The organism is Pseudomonas sp. TSO6, assembly GCF_056098905.1.
Map to the genome: position 1 here is coordinate 1 of NZ_JBLZWV010000008.1, position 21066 is coordinate 21066.

Sequence of the window (21066 nt, forward strand, 5' to 3'; positions counted from 1 at the left end):
TGAATCCCCTAAAGGGCCGTCGAAGACTACGACGTTGATAGGTTGGGTGTGTAAGCGCTGTGAGGCGTTGAGCTAACCAATACTAATTGCCCGTGAGGCTTGACCATATAACACCCAAGCAATTTGCTAGCGCAGATTGCGGTGGTGAAGATGATACGAACCGAAAGTTCGCAACAAACCACAAATATCGCATATCCGGATTCGCTGGGCTGTCCATCTGGACATTCTGGCTACAGAATTTCTTGACGACCATAGAGCATTGGAACCACCTGATCCCATCCCGAACTCAGCAGTGAAACGATGCATCGCCGATGGTAGTGTGGGGTTTCCCCATGTGAGAGTAGGTCATCGTCAAGATTCATTTCGCAAAACCCCTATCTGCGCATGCAGGTAGGGGTTTTGTCTTTGCGGCGCAAATATCCCCAGCCCTGCCTGAACCCCTGTAGGAGCAGGGTGCAACGCCAGGTATGCGGGCCCTTTTCCTATGCAAGCCAACAGCCCATGGCTATCATGCGTGCCTTATTCCAAGTCGAGACTGGCATGCTGAAGTTGTTGAATCTCCTCAAGGATGGCCGGTTCCATTCCGGAGAAGCTCTGGGGGCAGCCCTCGGGGTGAGTCGCAGCGCCGTTTGGAAGCAGCTGCAGCACCTGGAGAGCGAGCTGAACCTCACCATTCACAAGGTTCGTGGGCGCGGCTATCAGCTAGCGGCACCCCTGGCTTTGCTCGAAGCGCAGGCAATCGCCAGGTTTGCCGAAGGCGAGCAGTGGCCGGTTTTCATTCACGAAATCATCGACTCGACCAACGCCGAAGGCTTGAGACTTGCCAATCAAGGGCAGGTAGCGCCATTTCTCGTCCTGGCCGAGCGGCAAAGCGCCGGCCGCGGCCGACGTGGCCGCCAATGGGTCAGCCCATTTGCCGAAAACCTCTATTACAGCCTTGTCTTGCGTGTGGATGGTGGCATTCGCCAGCTCGAAGGCTTGAGCCTGGTGGTAGGCGTTGCAGTAATGCGCACGCTGCAGGCGTTCGGGGTAAAAGATGTAGGGCTCAAATGGCCCAATGACGTGTTGGTTCGCGGGCAGAAGATCACTGGCATTCTCCTGGAGCTGGTGGGTGACCCGGCCGATGTCTGTCATGTGGTACTGGGTATCGGTATCAATGTGAACATGCAGGTCAATGACCAGGTCGACCAAGAGTGGACCTCGATGCGGCGTGAGGTGGGCGCGGCTATAGACCGTAACCACTTGGTGGCATCGCTCAACCAGCAAATGCAGCACGAATTGGCACGCCATCGTCGCTACGGGTTTGCCGCCTTCCAGGAGGAATGGGAGCAGGCGCACCTTTGGCAGGGGCGCAATGTTTCACTGGTTGCCGGTAATACGCGCATTGATGGCGTGGTTCTTGGCGTCGACGGGCAGGGCGGCTTGCGCCTTGAGGTGGACGGAGTTGAAAAGAGCTTCAGTGGTGGTGAGCTCAGTTTGAGGTTGCGTGATGATTCTTGAGCTCGATTGCGGTAACAGCTTTATCAAGTGGCGCGTGATCCATACCGCTGATGCAGTGATTGAGGGTGGCGGGATCGTCGATTCAGATCAAGCGCTGCTGGCTGAAGTGGCTGCGCTGGCTTCGGTGCGTCTGACGGGTTGCCGCATTGTCAGTGTGCGCAGCGAGGAAGAAACCGATGCGCTTTGTGCGTTGATTGCCCAGGCATTTGCCGTGCAGGCCCATGTTGCGCATCCGGCACAGAGCATGGCCGGTGTGCGCAACGGTTATGACGACTATCAGCGTTTGGGCATGGACCGTTGGCTGGCTGCGCTGGGTGCATTTCACCTGGCCAAGGGCGCGTGCCTGGTGATCGACCTGGGTACCGCCGCCAAAGCGGATTTTGTGGCAGCAGACGGCGAGCACCTGGGTGGTTACATCTGCCCGGGCATGCCACTGATGCGCAGTCAGTTGCGTACCCATACCCGGCGCATTCGCTATGACGATGCCTCCGCCGAGCGCGCATTGACCAGCCTGTCGCCGGGCCGCTCTACCGTCGAAGCGGTCGAGCGTGGTTGCGTGTTGATGCTTCAGGGCTTTGCGCGTACCCAGCTTGAGCAGGCGCGTGCGCTATGGGGTGAAGAATTCGCGGTGTTCCTCACCGGGGGTGATGCGCCGCTGGTGAGAGAGGCCGTGCCGCAGGCGCGTGTCGTCCCTGACCTGGTTTTCGTTGGCCTGGCCATGGCCTGCCCATTGGATTGAGGTGCCTATGCGTTGGTTGTTTCTGTTGTTACTGGTGCTCAACGTCTTCTATTACGTGTGGCATCAGCAGGAAGCACCGCTGAAGGTCAAGGAAGTCGCCCCGCTGTCACTGTACAAGGGGAATCAGCAGGAAATCCGTCTGTTGCGTGAAACGGGTGTGTCGGCGCCACCCAGGCGCCGTGACGAATGCCTGGTAGTAGGTGGTGTGACAGGGCAGGAGCAGCTGGATGCGCTGCGTCAGCGCTTGCTAAGCCTGGATATTGCCACCTTGCCGGTGGCGGGGCAGCTGCCTGGCGCCGATGGTCGCTGGCTAAAGGTTGCCCCGGAAAGCGAGCGTTTACTGGACCAAACGGTCCTTTCGGCTCTTTCCAATGATTTCAAAGACTTAAAACATAAAATTATTTTCTGCCAGGGTATTGCAACTGGTGAATAGCTTGATAGAATGGCGCCCGCTTCACAGGGAACACCACTCAGGTGGTAGAACTGGAAGCGGTGTCAAAGCAGCTAAGTTTCAGATTTGATTGAAAAAATTTGAAAAAACGCTTGACACTAGGACGGCAGACACATAGAATGCCGGCCACATCTGGAGGGATTCCCGAGCGGTCAAAGGGGACGGACTGTAAATCCGTTGCGAGAGCTTCGAAGGTTCGAATCCTTCTCCCTCCACCAGTTTTAGCGAGAGCCGCAAGCTCCGCGGGTATAGTTTAGTGGTAGAACCTCAGCCTTCCAAGCTGATGATGCGGGTTCGATTCCCGCTACCCGCTCCAAGTTTGCCGGATTTTGCACAAAGTGTTTCGCTCTTGTAGCTCAGTTGGTAGAGCACACCCTTGGTAAGGGTGAGGTCAGCGGTTCAAGTCCGCTCAAGAGCTCCATATAAACAAGGCAGATATGAAAATATCTGCCTTTGTTTTATCAGCGCAAGACTATTTCTTCTGCGGAGGATTGTATCGATGGCTAAGGAAAAGTTTGATCGTTCCCTTCCCCACGTTAACGTCGGCACTATCGGCCACGTTGACCACGGTAAGACCACTCTGACCGCAGCTCTGACTCGCGTCTGCTCCGAAGTTTTCGGTTCGGCAGTCGTTGAGTTCGACAAGATCGACTCGGCTCCGGAAGAAAAAGCGCGCGGTATCACCATCAACACCGCTCACGTCGAGTACAACTCGAACATTCGTCACTACGCTCACGTTGACTGCCCAGGTCACGCTGACTACGTGAAGAACATGATCACCGGTGCTGCCCAGATGGACGGCGCGATCCTGGTTTGCTCGGCCGCCGATGGTCCGATGCCACAAACCCGTGAGCACATCCTGCTGTCCCGTCAGGTTGGCGTTCCGTACATCGTGGTCTTCCTGAACAAGGCTGACCTGGTAGACGACGCTGAGCTGCTGGAACTGGTCGAGATGGAAGTTCGCGACCTGCTGTCCACCTATGACTTCCCAGGCGACGACACCCCGATCATCATCGGTTCGGCTCGTATGGCGCTGGAAGGCAAAGACGACAACGAAATGGGTACCACCGCTGTCAAGCGTCTGGTTGAAACTCTGGACAGCTACATCCCAGAGCCAGAGCGCGCTATCGACAAGCCGTTCCTGATGCCAATCGAAGACGTATTCTCGATCTCGGGTCGTGGTACCGTTGTTACCGGCCGTATCGAGCGTGGTATCGTCCGCGTTCAAGAGCCGCTGGAAATCGTTGGTCTGCGTGACACTCAAACCACCACCTGCACCGGTGTTGAGATGTTCCGCAAGCTGCTGGACGAAGGTCGTGCTGGCGAGAACTGCGGCGTTCTGCTGCGTGGTACCAAGCGTGACGACGTTGAGCGTGGCCAGGTTCTGGTCAAGCCAGGTTCGGTCAAGCCGCACACCAAGTTCACCGCAGAAGTCTACGTCCTGTCGAAGGAAGAAGGCGGCCGTCACACTCCGTTCTTCAAAGGCTACCGTCCTCAGTTCTACTTCCGTACCACTGACGTGACCGGTAACTGCGAACTGCCGGAAGGCGTTGAAATGGTAATGCCAGGTGACAACATTCAGATGACTGTTACCCTGATCAAGACCATCGCAATGGAAGACGGTCTGCGCTTCGCTATCCGTGAAGGCGGTCGTACCGTCGGCGCCGGCGTCGTAGCAAAAATTATTGAATAAGTAGTTGATTTACTTGATCAGGCCGGTATAATTGCCGGCCTGATACAGCGTTACAGGTCAGTAGCTCAATTGGCAGAGCGACGGTCTCCAAAACCGTAGGTTGGGGGTTCGATTCCCTCCTGACCTGCCATTTCACTTCGGTGTGATGGCTTTCTTCTTACAGGATCCTCCTCGATGACTCCCAAAACTGAAGCCCAAGAATCGCGTTTTGATCTATTCAAGTGGCTGGCTGTAGTTGCTTTGGTGGTTGTAGCTGTTGTGGGTAATCAATATTACTCCGCGTCTCCGATCCTGTATCGCGTCCTTGCACTTCTCGTCCTGGCTGCTGTCGCGGGCTTTGTAGCTCTGCAGACTGCGAAGGGCAAGTCGTTCTTTGCGCTGGCGAAGGAAGCTCGTACCGAAATCCGTAAAGTCGTGTGGCCGACCCGCCAGGAAACCACCCAGACCACGCTGATTGTCGTGGCTGTCGTGCTGGTTATGGCACTGCTGCTGTGGGGTCTTGATTCCCTGCTCGGCTGGGCGGTCTCCCTGATCGTTGGCTAAAGGTGTCCCGTGGCTAAGCGTTGGTATGTTGTGCATGCTTACTCGGGTTACGAGAAGCATGTAATGCGCTCCCTGATCGAGCGCGTCAAGCTGGCTGGCATGGAAGACGGTTTCGGCGAGATCTTGGTTCCGACCGAAGAAGTCGTTGAAATGCGCAACGGCCAGAAGCGCAAGAGTGAGCGTAAATTCTTCCCTGGCTATGTGCTGGTCCAGATGGAGATGAACGAAGGGACTTGGCACTTGGTCAAGGATACCCCTCGCGTGATGGGCTTTATTGGCGGTACCGCAGATAAGCCTGCACCGATCACCGACAAAGAAGCTGAGGCTATCCTGCGTCGCGTTGCTGACGGCAGCGACAAGCCGAAGCCCAAGACGCTGTTCGAGCCAGGTGAAGTGGTTCGTGTCATTGACGGTCCGTTCGCTGACTTCAATGGTAGTGTCGAAGAAGTTAACTACGAAAAGAGTCGCCTCCAGGTGGCGGTGCTCATTTTCGGTCGCTCTACTCCGGTGGAGCTCGAGTTCAGCCAGGTCGAAAAGGTCTAGGCGGACGAAGCATCCCAAACCCCGCAGCCCTGTGTGTTGCGGGGTTTTGTCGTCACTGGGATAAAACGCAAGTCATCCGGGGAGCCATCAGGCGTTCGTACCCGATTTTGGAGTAGCTCATGGCTAAGAAGATTCAGGCTTACATCAAGCTGCAAGTTAAGGCCGGCCAGGCCAACCCAAGCCCACCCGTTGGTCCAGCACTGGGCCAACACGGTGTGAACATCATGGAATTCTGCAAGGCCTTCAACGCCCGTACTCAGGGTCAAGAAGCCGGCCTGCCGACTCCTGTGATCATCACTGTCTACAGCGACCGTAGCTTCACCTTCGAGACCAAGAGCACCCCTGCCTCGGTTCTGCTGAAGAAAGCTGCTGGCCTGACCAGTGGTTCGGCTCGTCCGAACACCGTTAAAGTCGGTACCGTTACCCGCGCTCAGCTGGAAGACATCGCCAAGGCAAAACAGGCTGATCTGACCGCTGCTGACCTGGACGCTGCTGTACGCACCATCGCTGGCTCTGCCCGCAGCATGGGCCTGAACGTGGAGGGTGTGTAATGGCTAAGCTGACCAAACGCCAAAAGGCAATCGCCGATAAAATCGAAGCAGGCAAGTCCTACAACTTCGAAGAAGCGGCAACTCTGCTGGCCTCGCTGCCTGCTGCCAAGTTCGTCGAGTCCTACGACATCGCCGTTAACCTCGGTGTTGACCCGCGTAAATCCGACCAGGTCGTTCGTAGCGCTACTGTGCTGCCACACGGCACTGGCAAGACCGTTCGCGTTGCCGTCTTCACCCAGGGTCCAGCTGCTGAAGCCGCTCTGGCTGCCGGCGCTGACCGCGTAGGTATGGACGATCTGGCTGCCGAAATGAAAGCCGGCGACCTGAACTATGACGTAGTCATCGCATCGCCTGATGCCATGCGCGTTGTAGGTCAGCTGGGTCAGGTTCTGGGTCCTCGCGGCCTGATGCCTAACCCGAAAGTTGGTACCGTTAGCCCAGACGTAGCCACTGCCGTGAAAAACGCCAAGGCTGGTCAGGTTCGCTACCGTACCGACAAAAACGGTATCATCCACACCTCCGTTGGCAAGGTCGGCTTCGAAGCTGGCAAGCTGAAGGAAAACGTTGAAGCCCTGATCGCTGATCTGAAGCGTATCAAGCCTGCTTCCTCGAAAGGTATCTACGTCAAGCGCGTTACCCTGAGCACCACCATGGGCCCAGGTCTGGTCATCGATCAGAGCTCGCTGAACGTGTAAGAACATGGCGGTGCGACTCGTCGCGCCGCCAGCAAAAATTGGGGTCCCTGCCTGGCGGGGGCTATCCAAGACCGTAGGTGGCGCAAGCCTTAAAACACCAGCCCACGCAGATGGTGCTCCCGATTCGTTACCGAATCAGACACCAAAACGACATCCGGCTTCGGCCAGATGAAACGGTAAAAACCAGGAGTAAACCCGTGGCAATTAAACTCGAAGACAAGAAGGCCATCGTCGCTGAAGTCAACGAGGCTGCCAAAGTCGCTCTGTCCGCTGTTGTGGCTGATGCCCGTGGTGTGACTGTAGGCGCAATGACCGGACTCCGTAAAGAGGCCCGCGAGGCTGGCGTTTACGTACGTGTCGTACGTAACACCCTGCTCAAGCGCGCTGTTGAAGGCACCGAATTTTCGATCCTCAGCGACGCGTTCAAAGGCCCGACCCTGATTGCTTTCTCCAACGAACACCCGGGCGCTGCTGCTCGTCTGTTCAAAGAGTTCGCCAAGGGTCAGGACAAGTTCGAGATCAAGGCAGCTGCGTTTGACGGCAATTTCATTGCAGCGAACCAGATCGACGTGTTGGCTACCCTGCCGACCCGCGACGAAGCTATTGCACGACTGATGAGCGTTATTCAAGGCGCCACCAGCAAGCTGGCTCGTACTCTGGCAGCCATTCGCGACCAGAAAGAAGCTACCGCTGCCTAAGGCACGCGAACTCTTTCAAAATCATTTGTTTAATTTGATGGCTGCGTAGGCCTTCACCCCAATACAGGATTTAAGTCATGTCCCTGACTAACGAGCAAATCATCGAAGCAATCGGCCAGAAAACCGTTCTGGAAGTTGTTGAGCTGATCAAAGCAATGGAAGAAACCTTCGGCGTGACCGCTGCTGTTGCCGCTGCTGGCCCAGCTGCTGCTGCCGCTGTTGTTGAAGAGCAGACCGAGTTCAACGTTGTTCTGGTTGAAGCCGGCGAGAAGAAAGTGAACGTGATTAAAGCCGTTCGCGAGCTGACCGGTCTGGGCCTGAAAGAAGCCAAAGAGAAAGTCGATGGCGCTCCTCAGGTTGTAGCTGAAGGCGTTTCGAAAGAAGCCGCTGAAGACGCTAAGAAGAAGCTGGAAGAAGCAGGCGCTAAAGTCGAGCTGAAGTAATCTCGACTTTGCGATGCCAGCCTGAGCGTTGAGCACAAGGCTGATGGCTGGTGGCTTATGCCACCGGCCTTTTTCCGTTATTGGCGGTCGGTCAAGCCGGCCCCGATAACAAGCTGCAAGACACCCACGTGGGTGGCGCAAACCAAGGGGTTTGCACGATTTTCTGGCTGCTCCCGCCGGGAGAAGCCAAACAAGCAGGTGACCAAGCTGGGGAACGCTGATGGCTTACTCATACACTGAGAAAAAACGTATCCGCAAGGACTTTAGCAAGTTGCCGGACGTCATGGATGTGCCTTACCTCCTGGCCATCCAGCTGGATTCGTATCGCGAATTCCTGCAAGCGGGAGCATCCAAGGATCAGTTCCGCGACGTCGGCCTGCACGCGGCCTTCAAATCGGTATTCCCGATCATCAGCTACTCCGGCAATGCTGCCCTGGAGTACGTAGGCTATCGCCTGGGCGAGCCTGCCTTCGATGTTAAGGAATGTGTCCTGCGTGGCGTGACCTTCGCGGTCCCACTGCGGGTCAAGGTGCGCCTGATCATCTTCGACAAGGAATCGTCGAACAAAGCGATCAAGGACATCAAAGAGCAAGAAGTCTACATGGGTGAAATCCCCCTGATGACTGAGAACGGTACCTTCGTTATCAACGGTACCGAGCGTGTGATCGTTTCCCAGCTGCACCGTTCGCCTGGTGTGTTCTTCGACCACGACCGTGGCAAGACTCACAGCTCCGGCAAGCTGCTGTACTCCGCTCGCATCATCCCTTACCGCGGTTCGTGGCTGGACTTCGAGTTCGACCCGAAAGACTGCGTGTTCGTGCGTATCGACCGTCGCCGCAAACTGCCGGCGTCGGTGCTGCTGCGCGCCCTGGGTTACAGCACTGAAGAAGTGCTCAACACCTTCTACACCACCAACGTGTTCCACATTTCCGGCGAGAAACTCAGCCTGGAACTGGTACCGCAGCGTCTGCGTGGTGAAGTTGCAGTCATGGACATCCATGACGAAACCGGCAAAGTCATCGTTGAGCAGGGCCGCCGTATTACTGCGCGCCACATCAATCAGCTCGAGAAGGCCGGCGTCAAGCAGCTGGACGTTCCAATGGAATACGTCCTGGGTCGCACCACTGCCAAGGCCATCGTGCACCCGGCTACTGGCGAGATCCTGGCCGAGTGCAATACCGAGCTGACCACCGATCTGCTGATCAAAGTCGCCAAGGCACAGGTCGTCCGTATCGAGACCCTGTACACCAACGACATCGATTGCGGTCCGTTCATCTCCGACACCCTGAAGATCGACACCACCAGCAACCAGCTGGAAGCTCTGGTCGAGATCTATCGCATGATGCGTCCAGGCGAGCCGCCGACCAAGGATGCTGCCGAGACCCTGTTCAACAACCTGTTCTTCAGCGCCGAGCGTTACGACCTGTCCGCAGTTGGCCGCATGAAGTTCAACCGTCGTATCGGTCGTACCGAGATCGAAGGTTCGGGCGTGCTGAGCAAGGAAGACATCGTCGAGGTCCTCAAGACCCTGGTCGATATCCGTAACGGCAAAGGCATCGTCGACGACATCGACCACCTGGGTAACCGTCGCGTTCGTTGCGTCGGCGAGATGGCCGAAAACCAGTTCCGCGTTGGCCTGGTGCGTGTAGAGCGAGCGGTCAAGGAACGTCTGTCGATGGCGGAAAGCGAAGGCTTGATGCCGCAAGACCTGATCAACGCCAAGCCGGTTGCGGCGGCGGTGAAAGAGTTCTTCGGTTCCAGCCAGCTGTCCCAGTTCATGGACCAGAACAACCCGCTCTCCGAGATCACCCACAAGCGCCGCGTCTCTGCACTCGGCCCAGGCGGTCTGACCCGTGAGCGTGCTGGCTTCGAAGTCCGTGACGTACACCCGACCCACTACGGCCGTGTGTGCCCGATCGAGACCCCTGAAGGTCCGAACATCGGCCTGATCAACTCCCTGGCAGCCTATGCCCGCACCAACCAGTACGGCTTCCTGGAAAGCCCGTACCGCGTGGTGAAGGAAGGCGTTGTCAGCGACGACATCGTGTTCCTGTCGGCAATCGAAGAAGCGGACCACGTCATCGCCCAGGCTTCGGCCGCGATGAACGACAAGAAGCAACTGATCGATGAGCTGGTAGCTGTTCGTCACCTGAACGAATTCACCGTCAAGGCGCCGGAAGACGTCACCCTGATGGACGTTTCGCCGAAGCAGGTTGTTTCTGTTGCTGCGTCGCTGATTCCGTTCCTCGAGCACGACGACGCCAACCGTGCGTTGATGGGTTCGAACATGCAGCGTCAGGCTGTACCGACACTGCGCGCCGACAAGCCGCTGGTAGGTACCGGCATGGAGCGCAACGTTGCCCGTGACTCCGGTGTCTGCGTGGTTGCTCGCCGTGGTGGCGTGATCGACTCGGTCGACGCCAGCCGTATCGTTGTTCGCGTTAATGACGACGAAGTGGAAACCGGCGAAGCAGGTGTAGATATCTACAACCTGACCAAGTACACCCGTTCGAACCAGAACACCTGCATCAACCAGCGTCCGCTGGTGAGCAAGGGTGACAAGGTTCAGCGTAGCGACATCATGGCCGACGGCCCGTCCACCGACATGGGTGAACTGGCGCTGGGTCAGAACATGCGCATCGCGTTCATGGCATGGAACGGCTTCAACTTCGAAGACTCCATCTGCCTGTCCGAGCGTGTGGTTCAGGAAGATCGCTTCACCACCATCCACATTCAGGAACTGACCTGTGTGGCGCGTGACACCAAGCTTGGCCCAGAGGAAATCACTGCGGACATCCCGAACGTGGGTGAAGCTGCACTGAACAAACTGGACGAAGCCGGTATCGTTTACGTGGGTGCTGAAGTCGGCGCTGGCGACATCCTGGTTGGCAAGGTCACGCCAAAAGGCGAAACCCAGCTGACTCCGGAAGAAAAACTGCTGCGTGCAATCTTCGGTGAGAAGGCCAGTGACGTTAAAGACACCTCCCTGCGCGTGCCAACCGGCACCAAGGGTACCGTCATTGACGTGCAGGTCTTCACCCGTGATGGCGTCGAGCGCGACAGCCGCGCCCTGGCCATCGAGAAGATGCAGCTGGACGAGATCCGCAAGGACCTCAACGAAGAGTTCCGCATCGTCGAAGGCGCAACTTTCGAACGTCTGCGTTCTGCTCTGAACGGCCAGGTGGTCGACGGTGGCGCGGGCCTGAAGAAAGGCACCGTGGTCACCGACGAAGTGCTGGACGGTCTGGAGCATGGCCAGTGGTTCAAACTGCGCATGGCTGAAGATGCACTGAATGAGCAGCTGGAAAAGGCTCAGCAGTACATCGTCGACCGTCGCCGTCTGCTGGACGACAAGTTCGAAGACAAGAAGCGCAAGCTGCAGCAGGGCGATGACCTGGCTCCGGGCGTACTGAAGATCGTCAAGGTCTACCTGGCAATCCGCCGTCGCATCCAGCCGGGTGACAAGATGGCTGGTCGTCACGGTAACAAGGGTGTTGTCTCGGTAATCATGCCGGTTGAAGACATGCCGCACGATGCCAACGGTACTCCGGTCGACGTCGTACTGAACCCGCTGGGCGTACCTTCGCGTATGAACGTCGGTCAGATCCTCGAAACCCACCTGGGCCTCGCGGCCAAGGGCCTGGGCGAGAAGATCGACCGCATGATCGAAGAGCAACGCAAAGCCGCTGAGCTGCGCGTATTCCTGACCGAGGTCTACAACGAGATCGGTGGTCGTCAGGAAAACCTCGCCGAGTTCACCGACGAAGAGATCCTGGCCCTGGCCCACAACCTGAAGAAAGGCGTGCCGATGGCTACCCCGGTCTTCGATGGTGCCAAGGAAAGCGAGATCAAGGCCATGCTGAAGCTGGCCGATCTGCCAGAGAGCGGCCAGATGGTGCTGTTCGATGGCCGTACCGGCAACAAGTTCGAGCGTCCAGTGACCGTTGGTTACATGTACATGCTCAAGCTGAACCACTTGGTGGACGACAAGATGCACGCGCGTTCCACTGGTTCCTACAGCCTGGTTACCCAGCAGCCGCTGGGTGGTAAGGCGCAGTTCGGTGGTCAGCGTTTCGGGGAGATGGAAGTGTGGGCGCTGGAAGCATACGGCGCGGCATACACCCTGCAAGAAATGCTCACAGTGAAGTCGGACGACGTGAACGGCCGTACCAAGATGTACAAGAACATCGTGGATGGCGATCACCGTATGGAGCCGGGCATGCCCGAGTCCTTCAACGTGTTGATCAAAGAGATCCGTTCGCTCGGTATCGATATCGATCTGGAAACCGAATAACACGTGACGCGAAGGGGAGTGGGGCATGTATTGCCCGCTCCCTGCTCCGCCAGGAGGAAAGGCCTTGAAAGACCTACTGAATTTGCTGAAAAACCAGGGTCAAGTCGAAGAGTTCGACGCCATCCGTATCGGGCTGGCGTCACCTGAGATGATCCGTTCGTGGTCGTTCGGTGAAGTTAAGAAGCCGGAAACCATCAACTACCGTACGTTCAAACCTGAGCGTGACGGCCTGTTCTGTGCCAAGATCTTTGGCCCAGTCAAGGACTACGAGTGCCTGTGCGGCAAGTACAAGCGCCTCAAGCACCGCGGCGTAATCTGCGAGAAGTGCGGCGTTGAAGTTGCCCTGGCCAAGGTTCGTCGTGAGCGCATGGCGCACATCGAACTGGCCTCGCCGGTTGCCCACATCTGGTTCCTGAAGTCGCTGCCGTCCCGTATCGGCCTGCTGATGGACATGACCCTGCGTGATATCGAGCGGGTTCTCTACTTCGAGAGCTACGTCGTTATTGACCCGGGCATGACCACCCTTGAAAAGGGTCAGCTGCTGAACGACGAGCAGTACTTCGAAGCGCTGGAAGAGTTCGGTGACGACTTCGACGCCCGCATGGGTGCCGAGGCTGTCCGCGAGCTGCTGCACGCTATCGACCTGGAGCACGAGATCGGTCGCCTGCGTGAAGAGATTCCGCAGACCAACTCGGAAACCAAAATCAAGAAGCTGTCCAAGCGCCTGAAGCTGATGGAAGCTTTCCAGGGCTCGGGCAACCTGCCTGAGTGGATGGTCCTGACCGTACTGCCAGTACTGCCGCCGGACCTGCGTCCGCTGGTACCGCTGGATGGCGGCCGCTTCGCGACCTCCGACCTGAACGACCTGTATCGTCGGGTGATCAACCGTAACAACCGTCTGAAGCGCCTGCTCGATCTGTCCGCGCCGGACATCATCGTGCGCAACGAAAAGCGCATGCTGCAGGAAGCGGTCGACGCCCTGCTGGACAACGGCCGTCGCGGTCGCGCCATCACTGGCTCGAACAAGCGTCCGCTGAAGTCCCTGGCCGACATGATCAAAGGTAAGCAAGGTCGCTTCCGTCAGAACTTGCTCGGTAAGCGTGTTGACTACTCTGGTCGTTCGGTAATTACCGTAGGCCCGACCCTGCGTCTGCACCAGTGCGGTCTGCCGAAGAAGATGGCCCTCGAGCTGTTCAAGCCGTTCATTTTCGGCAAGCTGGAAATGCGTGGTCTGGCGACCACCATCAAAGCTGCCAAGAAGATGGTCGAGCGCGAGCTGCCAGAGGTGTGGGACGTTCTCGCTGAAGTGATTCGCGAACACCCCGTACTGCTCAACCGTGCACCGACCCTTCACCGTCTGGGTATCCAGGCGTTCGAGCCTGTGCTCATCGAAGGTAAGGCCATCCAGCTTCACCCGCTGGTCTGTGCCGCGTACAACGCCGACTTCGACGGTGACCAGATGGCCGTTCACGTGCCGCTGACCCTGGAAGCTCAGCTCGAAGCGCGCGCGCTGATGATGTCGACCAACAACATTCTGTCGCCAGCCAACGGTGAGCCAATCATCGTTCCGTCGCAGGACGTTGTACTGGGTCTGTACTACATGACCCGTGAAGCCATCAACGCCAAGGGCGAGGGTCGTGTATTCGCCGACCTGCAGGAAGTCGACCGCGTATTCCGCGCCGGCGAAGCTGCGCTGCACGCGAAAATCAAGGTCCGTATCAACGAGACCGTGAATGACCGTGATGGCAGCTCGACCAAGAACACCCGTATCGTCGACACCACCGTCGGCCGTGCGCTGCTGTTCCAGGTTGTGCCAGCAGGCCTGCCGTACGATGTCGTCAACCAGCCGATGAAGAAAAAGGCGATCTCCAAGCTGATCAACCAGTGCTACCGCGTGGTTGGTCTGAAAGAGACCGTTATCTTCGCCGACCAGCTGATGTACACCGGTTTCGCTTACTCCACCATCTCTGGCGTGTCCATTGGTGTGAACGACTTTGTCATCCCGGATGAGAAAGCGCGCATCATCAACAGCGCTACCGATGAAGTGAAGGAAATCGAGAGCCAGTACGCCTCCGGCCTGGTAACCCAGGGCGAGAAGTACAACAAGGTCATCGACTTGTGGTCGAAGGCGAACGACGAAGTGTCCAAGGCGATGATGGCCAACCTCTCGAAAGAGAAAGTCATCGACCGCGAAGGCAAAGAAGTCGAGCAAGAGTCCTTCAACTCGATGTACATGATGGCTGACTCCGGTGCGCGGGGTTCCGCTGCCCAGATCCGTCAGCTGGCCGGTATGCGTGGCCTGATGGCCAAGCCGGACGGCTCGATCATCGAGACGCCGATCACCGCGAACTTCCGTGAAGGTCTGAGCGTACTTCAGTACTTCATCTCGACCCACGGTGCTCGTAAAGGTCTGGCGGATACCGCCTTGAAGACTGCGAACTCCGGTTACCTGACCCGTCGTCTGGTAGACGTTGCGCAAGACCTGGTTGTGACCGAGATCGACTGCGGTACCGACCATGGCCTGCTGATGACTCCGCACATTGAAGGCGGTGACGTTGTAGAGCCGTTGGGTGAGCGTGTACTGGGCCGTGTCATCGCCCGTGACGTGTTCAAGCCAGGCACCGAGGACGTCATCGTTCCGGCCGGTACCCTGGTAGACGAGCAGTGGGTCGAGTTCATCGAGCTGAACAGCATCGACGAAGTTATCGTGCGTTCGCCGATCAACTGTGAAACCCGCTTCGGTATCTGCGCCAAGTGCTACGGTCGTGACCTGGCGCGTGGTCACCAGGTGAACATCGGTGAAGCTGTCGGCGTTATCGCTGCACAGTCGATCGGTGAGCCGGGTACCCAGCTGACCATGCGTACGTTCCACATCGGTGGTGCTGCAAGCCGTACTTCGGCTGCCGACAGCGTCCAGGTGAAGAACGGCGGTATGGTACGTCTGCACAACCTGAAGCATGTCGTGCGCGCCGATGGCAACCTGGTTGCTGTTTCGCGTTCCGGTGAGCTGGCCATTGCCGACGAATTCGGTCGTGAGCGTGAGCGTTACAAGCTGCCTTACGGTGCGGTGATTTCGGTCAAGGAAGGTGAGAAGGTCGAAGCTGGCGCCATCGTCGCCAAGTGGGACCCGCACACCCACCCGATCGTTACCGAGCTGAAAGGTACCGTGACCTTCGTGGGCATGGAAGAAAACATCACCATCAAGCGTCAGACCGACGAACTGACCGGCCTGACCAACATTGAAGTACTGGACGTCAAGGATCGCCCTGCCGCAGGCAAGGAAATCCGTCCGGCAATCAAGATGGTCGACGCCAATGGCAAGGACCTGTACCTGCCAGGTACCGACGTACCGGCGCAGTACTTCCTGCCAGCCAACGCCTTGGTGGGTGTTGCTGACGGTGCGCAGATCGGTGTTGGTGACGTCATCGCGCGTATCCCGCAAGAAACGTCGAAGACCCGTGACATCACCGGTGGTCTGCCACGCGTAGCTGACTTGTTCGAAGCGCGTCGTCCGAAAGAAGCCTCGATTCTGGCTGAAGTCAGCGGTACCATCGCGTTCGGTAAAGAGACCAAGGGTAAGCGTCGTCTGGTCATCACTCCGACCGACGGTAGCGATCCGTACGAAGAGCTGATTCCGAAGTGGCGCCACCTGAACGTCTTCGAAGGCGAACAGGTAAACCGCGGCGAAGTTATCTCCGACGGCCCGAGCGATCCGCACGACATCCTGCGCCTGCTGGGTGTGAGCGCGCTGGCGAAGTACATCGTCAACGAGATCCAGGACGTTTACCGTCTGCAAGGCGTTAAGATCAACGACAAGCACATCGAGACCATCCTGCGTCAGATGCTGCGCAAGGTCGAGATCTCGGAGTCGGGCGATTCCAGCTTCATCAAGGGCGACCAGATGGAACTGACTCACGTACTGGTCGAGAACGAGCGTCTCGCCGGCGAAGACAAGTTCATCTCGAAGTTCACTCGCGTGCTGCTGGGTATCACCAAGGCCTCGCTGTCGACCGAATCGTTCATTTCCGCGGCTTCCTTCCAGGAAACTACCCGCGTACTGACCGAAGCGGCGGTAACCGGCAAGCGCGACTACCTGCGCGGCCTGAAAGAGAACGTCGTCGTGGGTCGTCTGATCCCGGCGGGTACTGGTCTGGCCTACCACAGCGAGCGCAAGCGTCGCCGTGAAGCCGACAAACCGCTGCGTGTAAGCGCCAGTGAGGTGGAAGCCGCACTGACCGAAGCGCTGAATTCCAGCGGTAACTAAGTACAGGGCAGGGCCCCGGCAAGCCTCGATCGGCCATCGGTGACATGAATTGTTGCCGATGATCGGGCGAGGAGGGCCGGGGCCTTGTCTTGACTGGGTGCAAGATCCTCCGTAGACTTTTGTACCCTTAAATTTGGTGAGGCTCCGTCTCGCCAATTTTTGGCTTTCTTGCAAGACAATAGAGTCGCAAGACAATCAGTGGAGCTAGTAGATGGCAACTATCAACCAGCTGGTACGTCAGCCGCGTAAGCGTTCGGTCGAGAAATCCGACGTTCCTGCGCTGCAGAACTGCCCGCAACGTCGTGGCGTGTGCACCCGTGTGTACACCACCACGCCGAAAAAACCTAACTCGGCACTGCGTAAAGTATGCCGTGTGCGTCTGACCAACGGTTTCGAGGTTTCCTCGTACATCGGCGGTGAAGGCCACAACCTGCAAGAGCACAGCGTCGTCCTGATCCGTGGCGGCCGTGTAAAAGACTTGCCAGGTGTTCGTTACCACACCGTTCGCGGCTCTCTGGATACTTCGGGCGTTAAAGGCCGTAACCAGGGTCGTTCGAAGTACGGTACCAAGCGTCCGAAGTAATCGGCCGTTTGCACACATCCATTTTTTTGAGTCGATAAGAGTAAGGTCGGGCAGGGGTCGTAGACCCACGTCCCGGGCTAACCTGAAGACCGTTTGAGGGCTTATCATGCCAAGACGTCGTGTAGCAGCAAAACGTGAGATTCTGGACGATCCTAAATACGGATCCCAAATCCTCGCCAAGTTCATGAACCACGTGATGGAAAGCGGCAAGAAGGCCGTGGCCGAGCGCATCGTTTACGGTGCACTGGACAAGGTCAAAGAGCGCAAGAACAGCGACCCCCTGGAAATCTTCGAGAAAGCTCTCGACGCCATCGCTCCGCTGGTCGAAGTAAAGTCCCGTCGTGTCGGCGGTGCCACTTACCAGGTTCCGGTTGAAGTTCGTCCATCCCGTCGTAATGCTCTGGCAATGCGCTGGCTCGTAGACTACGCCCGCAAGCGTGGCGAGAAGTCGATGGCTCTGCGCCTGGCTGGCGAGCTGCTGGATGCCGCTGAAGGCAAAGGTGCTGCAGTCAAGAAGCGTGAAGACGTTCACCGTATGGCTGAAGCCAACAAAGCGTTCTCGCACTACCGCTTCTAATTCAGGCATCAATCATTTTGCGAGGGCTTTATGGCTCGTACTACAGCAATTAACCGCTACCGTAACATTGGTATCTGTGCTCACGTTGACGCGGGCAAGACCACCACTACCGAGCGGATCCTGTTCTACACAGGCCTGAGCCACAAGATGGGCGAGGTGCATGATGGCGCCGCGACCACCGACTGGATGGTGCAGGAGCAGGAGCGGGGTATCACCATTACCTCCGCTGCCGTTACCACCTTCTGGAAAGGTTCTGTTGGTCAGTATGACAACTACCGTGTAAACGTTATCGATACCCCCGGCCACGTTGACTTCACCATTGAAGTAGAGCGTTCGCTGCGCGTACTCGACGGCGCGGTCGTTGTGTTCTGCGGTACCTCCGGCGTTGAGCCTCAGTCCGAAACCGTATGGCGTCAGGCCAACAAGTACGGCGTTCCACGTGTTGTCTACGTGAACAAGATGGACCGTGCCGGTGCTAACTTCCTGCGCGTCGTAGGTCAGATCAAGAACCGTCTGGGTCACACCCCGGTTCCTGTTCAGCTGGCCATCGGTTCGGAAGATAACTTCCAGGGTCAGGTTGACCTGATCAAGATGAAGGCTATCTACTGGAACGACGACGACAAAGGCACCACTTATCGCGAGGAAGAAATTCCTGCCGATATGCTGGAGCTGGCTCAAGAGTGGCGCTCCAACATGGTTGAAGCGGCTGCAGAGTCCAGCGAAGAGCTGATGAACAAGTACCTGGAAGGCGAAGAGCTGACCGTCGAAGAGATCAAAGCCGGTCTGCGCGCGCGCACCCTGGCCAGCGAAATCGTACCGGCTGTCTGCGGTTCGTCGTTCAAGAACAAGGGTGTTCCCCTGGTTCTCGACGCCGTCATCGACTACCTGCCTGCTCCGACCGAGATCCCTGCAATTCAGGGTATCAACCCGGACGACAAAGAGCTGGATAAAGAAGATCCGGCTGTTCGTAAAGACGTGCGTCACGCCGACGACGACGAGCCGTTCTCGGCTCTGGCGTTCAAGATCGCGACTGACCCGTTCGTGGGTACTCTGACCTTCGTTCGCGTCTACTCGGGCGTTCTGACCTCCGGTGACTCCGTCATCAACTCGGTCAAAGGCAAGAAAGAGCGCGTTGGTCGTATGGTGCAGATGCACGCCAACCAGCGTGAAGAAATCAAGGAAGTGCGCGCTGGCGACATCGCCGCACTGATCGGCATGAAAGACGTGACCACGGGCGAAACTCTGTGCAACGCCGACAAGCCAATCATCCTTGAGCGTATGGACTTCCCTGAACCGGTCATTTCGCTCTCCGTAGAGCCGAAAACCAAGGCTGACCAGGAGAAGATGGGTATTGCACTGGGCAAGCTGGCCCAGGAAGACCCGTCGTTCCGCGTCAAGACCGACGAAGAGACTGGCCAGACCATCATCTCGGGCATGGGTGAGCTGCACCTGGACATCCTCGTTGACCGCATGAAGCGCGAGTTCAACGTCGAAGCCAACATCGGCAAGCCGCAGGTTTCGTACCGCGAGAAGATCACCAAGTCCAACGTCGAGATCGAAGGCAAGTTCGTTCGTCAGTCGGGCGGTCGTGGTCAGTTCGGTCACTGCTGGATCCGTTTCTCGGAGCCGGAAGTCGACGAGAAAGGCAACATCACTGAAGGTCTGGTGTTCTCCAACGAAGTCGTTGGTGGTGTGATTCCTAAGGAATTCATCGCCCCGATCCAGAAGGGTATCGAAGAGCAGATGAAGAACGGCGTTGTTGCCGGCTATCCTCTGATCGGCCTGAAGGCCGCGGTATTCGATGGTTCGTATCACGACGTCGACTCCAACGAAATGGCGTTCAAAATCGCCGCTTCGATGGCGACCAAGCAACTGGCCCAGAAGGGCGGTGGCGTGGTTCTCGAGCCGATCATGAAGGTTGAAGTTGTAACCCCGGAAGACTACCTGGGTGACGTGATGGGTGACCTGAACCGTCGTCGTGGTCTGGTCCAGGGTATGGATGAATCGGTCTCTGGCCGTGTCGTCCGCGCTGAAGTACCGCTCGGAGAGATGTTCGGTTACGCAACCGACGTTCGTTCCATGTCTCAGGGTCGCGCAAGCTACTCCATGGAATTCTCCAAATACGCCGAAGCTCCGTCGAACATCGTCGAAGCACTCGTTAAAAAACAAGGCTAATCCCCTTTAGGCAAGAGGTTCACTGTCGTGGCTAAAGAAAAATTTGATCGTTCCCTTCCCCACGTTAACGTCGGCACTATCGGCCACGTTGACCACGGTAAGACCACTCTGACCGCAGCTCTGACTCGCGTCTGCTCCGAAGTTTTCGGTTCGGCAGTCGTTGAGTTCGACAAGATCGACTCGGCTCCGGAAGAAAAAGCGCGCGGTATCACCATCAACACCGCTCACGTCGAGTACAACTCGAACATTCGTCACTACGCTCACGTTGACTGCCCAGGTCACGCTGACTACGTGAAGAACATGATCACCGGTGCTGCCCAGATGGACGGCGCGATCCTGGTTTGCTCGGCCGCCGATGGTCCGATGCCACAAACCCGTGAGCACATCCTGCTGTCCCGTCAGGTTGGCGTTCCGTACATCGTGGTCTTCCTGAACAAGGCTGACCTGGTAGACGACGCTGAGCTGCTGGAACTGGTCGAGATGGAAGTTCGCGACCTGCTGTCCACCTATGACTTCCCAGGCGACGACACTCCGATCATCATCGGTTCGGCTCGTATGGCGCTGGAAGGCAAAGACGACAACGAAATGGGCACCACCGCTGTCAAGCGTCTGGTTGAAACTCTGGACAGCTACATCCCAGAGCCAGAGCGCGCTATCGACAAGCCGTTCCTGATGCCAATCGAAGACGTATTCTCGATCTCGGGTCGTGGTACCGTTGTTACCGGCCGTATCGAGCGTGGTATCGTCCGCGTTCAAGAGCCGCTGGAAATCGTTGGTCTGCGTGACACTCAAACCACCACCTGCACCGGTGTTGAGATGTTCCGCAAGCTGCTGGACGAAGGCCGTGCTGGCGAGAACTGCGGCGTTCTGCTGCGTGGTACCAAGCGTGACGACGTTGAGCGTGGCCAGGTTCTGGTCAAGCCAGGTTCGGTCAAGCCGCACACCAAGTTCACCGCAGAAGTCTACGTCCTGTCGAAGGAAGAAGGCGGTCGTCACACTCCGTTCTTCAAAGGCTACCGTCCTCAGTTCTACTTCCGTACCACTGACGTGACCGGTAACTGCGAACTGCCGGAAGGCGTTGAAATGGTAATGCCAGGTGACAACATTCAGATGACTGTTACCCTGATCAAGACCATCGCAATGGAAGACGGTCTGCGCTTCGCTATCCGTGAAGGCGGTCGTACCGTCGGCGCCGGCGTCGTAGCAAAAATCATCGAGTAATCACTCGACCGATTGAAAAAGGCCTCCGCTCAGCGGGGGCTTTTTTTATTGGGTTGACACTAAATTGGGGCGTCTATAGAATCACGCCTCCTTTTA

Annotated in this window: 16 protein-coding genes, 4 tRNA genes and 2 rRNA genes; all 22 read left to right on the forward strand. The window is 57.3% G+C overall.

What is annotated here, in order from left to right; genetic code table 11:
* A 23S ribosomal RNA gene (locus ACN6NG_RS02150) occupies nt 1-107 on the forward strand; the annotation flags it as partial.
* A gap of 134 nt (nt 108-241) precedes the next feature.
* Nucleotides 242-357: ribosomal RNA gene (gene rrf, locus ACN6NG_RS02155) — 5S ribosomal RNA — on the forward strand.
* A gap of 183 nt (nt 358-540) precedes the next feature.
* Entirely contained in the window at nt 541-1500 is a 960-nt protein-coding gene (birA, locus tag ACN6NG_RS02160) for a bifunctional biotin--[acetyl-CoA-carboxylase] ligase/biotin operon repressor BirA (protein ID WP_063426603.1), read from the forward strand.
* Complete coding sequence (locus ACN6NG_RS02165; protein ID WP_063426601.1) at nt 1490-2239, forward strand: pantothenate kinase; 750 nt, start codon at nt 1490-1492, stop codon at nt 2237-2239. Before birA ends, ACN6NG_RS02165 begins: the two co-directional genes overlap by 11 nt.
* A gap of 7 nt (nt 2240-2246) precedes the next feature.
* A complete protein-coding gene (locus tag ACN6NG_RS02170; RefSeq protein WP_063426599.1) occupies nt 2247-2672 on the forward strand; it encodes a hypothetical protein in 426 nt (141 codons plus the stop codon).
* A gap of 152 nt (nt 2673-2824) precedes the next feature.
* Nucleotides 2825-2908: transfer RNA gene (locus tag ACN6NG_RS02175), tRNA-Tyr, on the forward strand.
* Nucleotides 2909-2932: 24 nt separating this feature from the next.
* A tRNA-Gly gene (locus tag ACN6NG_RS02180) sits at nt 2933-3006 on the forward strand.
* A 29-nt stretch (nt 3007-3035) separates the two neighbouring features.
* Nucleotides 3036-3111 (forward strand) — tRNA-Thr (locus ACN6NG_RS02185).
* A 78-nt stretch (nt 3112-3189) separates the two neighbouring features.
* Nucleotides 3190-4383 carry an elongation factor Tu gene (gene tuf, locus ACN6NG_RS02190; protein ID WP_086974834.1) on the forward strand — a complete coding sequence of 398 codons (1194 nt, stop codon included), beginning with the start codon at nt 3190-3192 and terminating at the stop codon, nt 4381-4383.
* Between the two features lie 54 nt (nt 4384-4437).
* Nucleotides 4438-4513, forward strand: a tRNA-Trp gene (locus tag ACN6NG_RS02195).
* A gap of 44 nt (nt 4514-4557) precedes the next feature.
* Nucleotides 4558-4926: a preprotein translocase subunit SecE gene (gene secE / locus ACN6NG_RS02200; RefSeq protein WP_016484648.1), complete on the forward strand. Its 369-nt coding sequence runs from the start codon at nt 4558-4560 to the stop codon at nt 4924-4926.
* Nucleotides 4927-4935: 9 nt separating this feature from the next.
* On the forward strand, nt 4936-5469 hold the full coding sequence (gene nusG / locus ACN6NG_RS02205) for a transcription termination/antitermination protein NusG (protein WP_003255501.1): 534 nt from the start codon (nt 4936-4938) through the stop codon (nt 5467-5469).
* A 119-nt stretch (nt 5470-5588) separates the two neighbouring features.
* Complete coding sequence (gene rplK / locus ACN6NG_RS02210; protein ID WP_003255500.1) at nt 5589-6020, forward strand: 50S ribosomal protein L11; 432 nt, start codon at nt 5589-5591, stop codon at nt 6018-6020.
* Nucleotides 6020-6715 carry a 50S ribosomal protein L1 gene (rplA, locus tag ACN6NG_RS02215; RefSeq protein WP_474312853.1) on the forward strand — a complete coding sequence of 232 codons (696 nt, stop codon included), beginning with the start codon at nt 6020-6022 and terminating at the stop codon, nt 6713-6715. Before rplK ends, rplA begins: the two co-directional genes overlap by 1 nt.
* 197 nt (nt 6716-6912) lie before the next feature.
* Nucleotides 6913-7413, forward strand: a complete 501-nt coding sequence (gene rplJ / locus ACN6NG_RS02220; RefSeq protein WP_016497742.1) for a 50S ribosomal protein L10 — start codon at nt 6913-6915, stop codon at nt 7411-7413.
* Nucleotides 7414-7490: 77 nt separating this feature from the next.
* Complete coding sequence (gene rplL, locus ACN6NG_RS02225) at nt 7491-7856, forward strand: 50S ribosomal protein L7/L12 (RefSeq protein WP_007957596.1); 366 nt, start codon at nt 7491-7493, stop codon at nt 7854-7856.
* Nucleotides 7857-8076: 220 nt separating this feature from the next.
* Nucleotides 8077-12150, forward strand: coding sequence for a DNA-directed RNA polymerase subunit beta (gene rpoB / locus ACN6NG_RS02230; protein ID WP_016484650.1), 4074 nt, complete (start codon nt 8077-8079; stop codon nt 12148-12150).
* 64 nt (nt 12151-12214) lie between these two features.
* Nucleotides 12215-16414: a DNA-directed RNA polymerase subunit beta' gene (gene rpoC / locus ACN6NG_RS02235; RefSeq protein ID WP_063426236.1), complete on the forward strand. Its 4200-nt coding sequence runs from the start codon at nt 12215-12217 to the stop codon at nt 16412-16414.
* Nucleotides 16415-16625: 211 nt separating this feature from the next.
* Nucleotides 16626-16997: a 30S ribosomal protein S12 gene (gene rpsL / locus ACN6NG_RS02240; RefSeq protein ID WP_003255492.1), complete on the forward strand. Its 372-nt coding sequence runs from the start codon at nt 16626-16628 to the stop codon at nt 16995-16997.
* A gap of 106 nt (nt 16998-17103) precedes the next feature.
* Nucleotides 17104-17574, forward strand: coding sequence for a 30S ribosomal protein S7 (gene rpsG, locus ACN6NG_RS02245; protein ID WP_008089143.1), 471 nt, complete (start codon nt 17104-17106; stop codon nt 17572-17574).
* Between the two features lie 30 nt (nt 17575-17604).
* A complete protein-coding gene (gene fusA, locus ACN6NG_RS02250; RefSeq protein ID WP_063426234.1) occupies nt 17605-19749 on the forward strand; it encodes an elongation factor G in 2145 nt (714 codons plus the stop codon).
* Nucleotides 19750-19776: 27 nt separating this feature from the next.
* Entirely contained in the window at nt 19777-20970 is a 1194-nt protein-coding gene (gene tuf / locus ACN6NG_RS02255; RefSeq protein ID WP_086974834.1) for an elongation factor Tu, read from the forward strand.
* Nucleotides 20971-21066 lie beyond the last annotated feature (96 nt).

Bases quoted from the DNA above. Each gene is read 5' to 3' on its own strand.
- ACN6NG_RS02170 (WP_063426599.1), top strand. From the start codon at position 2,247: ATGCGTTGGTTGTTTCTGTTGTTACTGGTGCTCAACGTCTTCTATTAC.
- rpsG (WP_008089143.1), top strand. From the start codon at position 17,104: ATGCCAAGACGTCGTGTAGCAGCAAAACGTGAGATTCTGGACGATCCT.
- fusA (WP_063426234.1), top strand. From the start codon at position 17,605: ATGGCTCGTACTACAGCAATTAACCGCTACCGTAACATTGGTATCTGT.
- secE (WP_016484648.1), top strand. From the start codon at position 4,558: ATGACTCCCAAAACTGAAGCCCAAGAATCGCGTTTTGATCTATTCAAG.
- birA (WP_063426603.1), top strand. From the start codon at position 541: ATGCTGAAGTTGTTGAATCTCCTCAAGGATGGCCGGTTCCATTCCGGA.
- rplL (WP_007957596.1), top strand. From the start codon at position 7,491: ATGTCCCTGACTAACGAGCAAATCATCGAAGCAATCGGCCAGAAAACC.
- rpsL (WP_003255492.1), top strand. From the start codon at position 16,626: ATGGCAACTATCAACCAGCTGGTACGTCAGCCGCGTAAGCGTTCGGTC.
- rplA (WP_474312853.1), top strand. From the start codon at position 6,020: ATGGCTAAGCTGACCAAACGCCAAAAGGCAATCGCCGATAAAATCGAA.
- ACN6NG_RS02165 (WP_063426601.1), top strand. From the start codon at position 1,490: ATGATTCTTGAGCTCGATTGCGGTAACAGCTTTATCAAGTGGCGCGTG.
- tuf (WP_086974834.1), top strand. From the start codon at position 3,190: ATGGCTAAGGAAAAGTTTGATCGTTCCCTTCCCCACGTTAACGTCGGC.
- rplK (WP_003255500.1), top strand. From the start codon at position 5,589: ATGGCTAAGAAGATTCAGGCTTACATCAAGCTGCAAGTTAAGGCCGGC.
- rpoB (WP_016484650.1), top strand. From the start codon at position 8,077: ATGGCTTACTCATACACTGAGAAAAAACGTATCCGCAAGGACTTTAGC.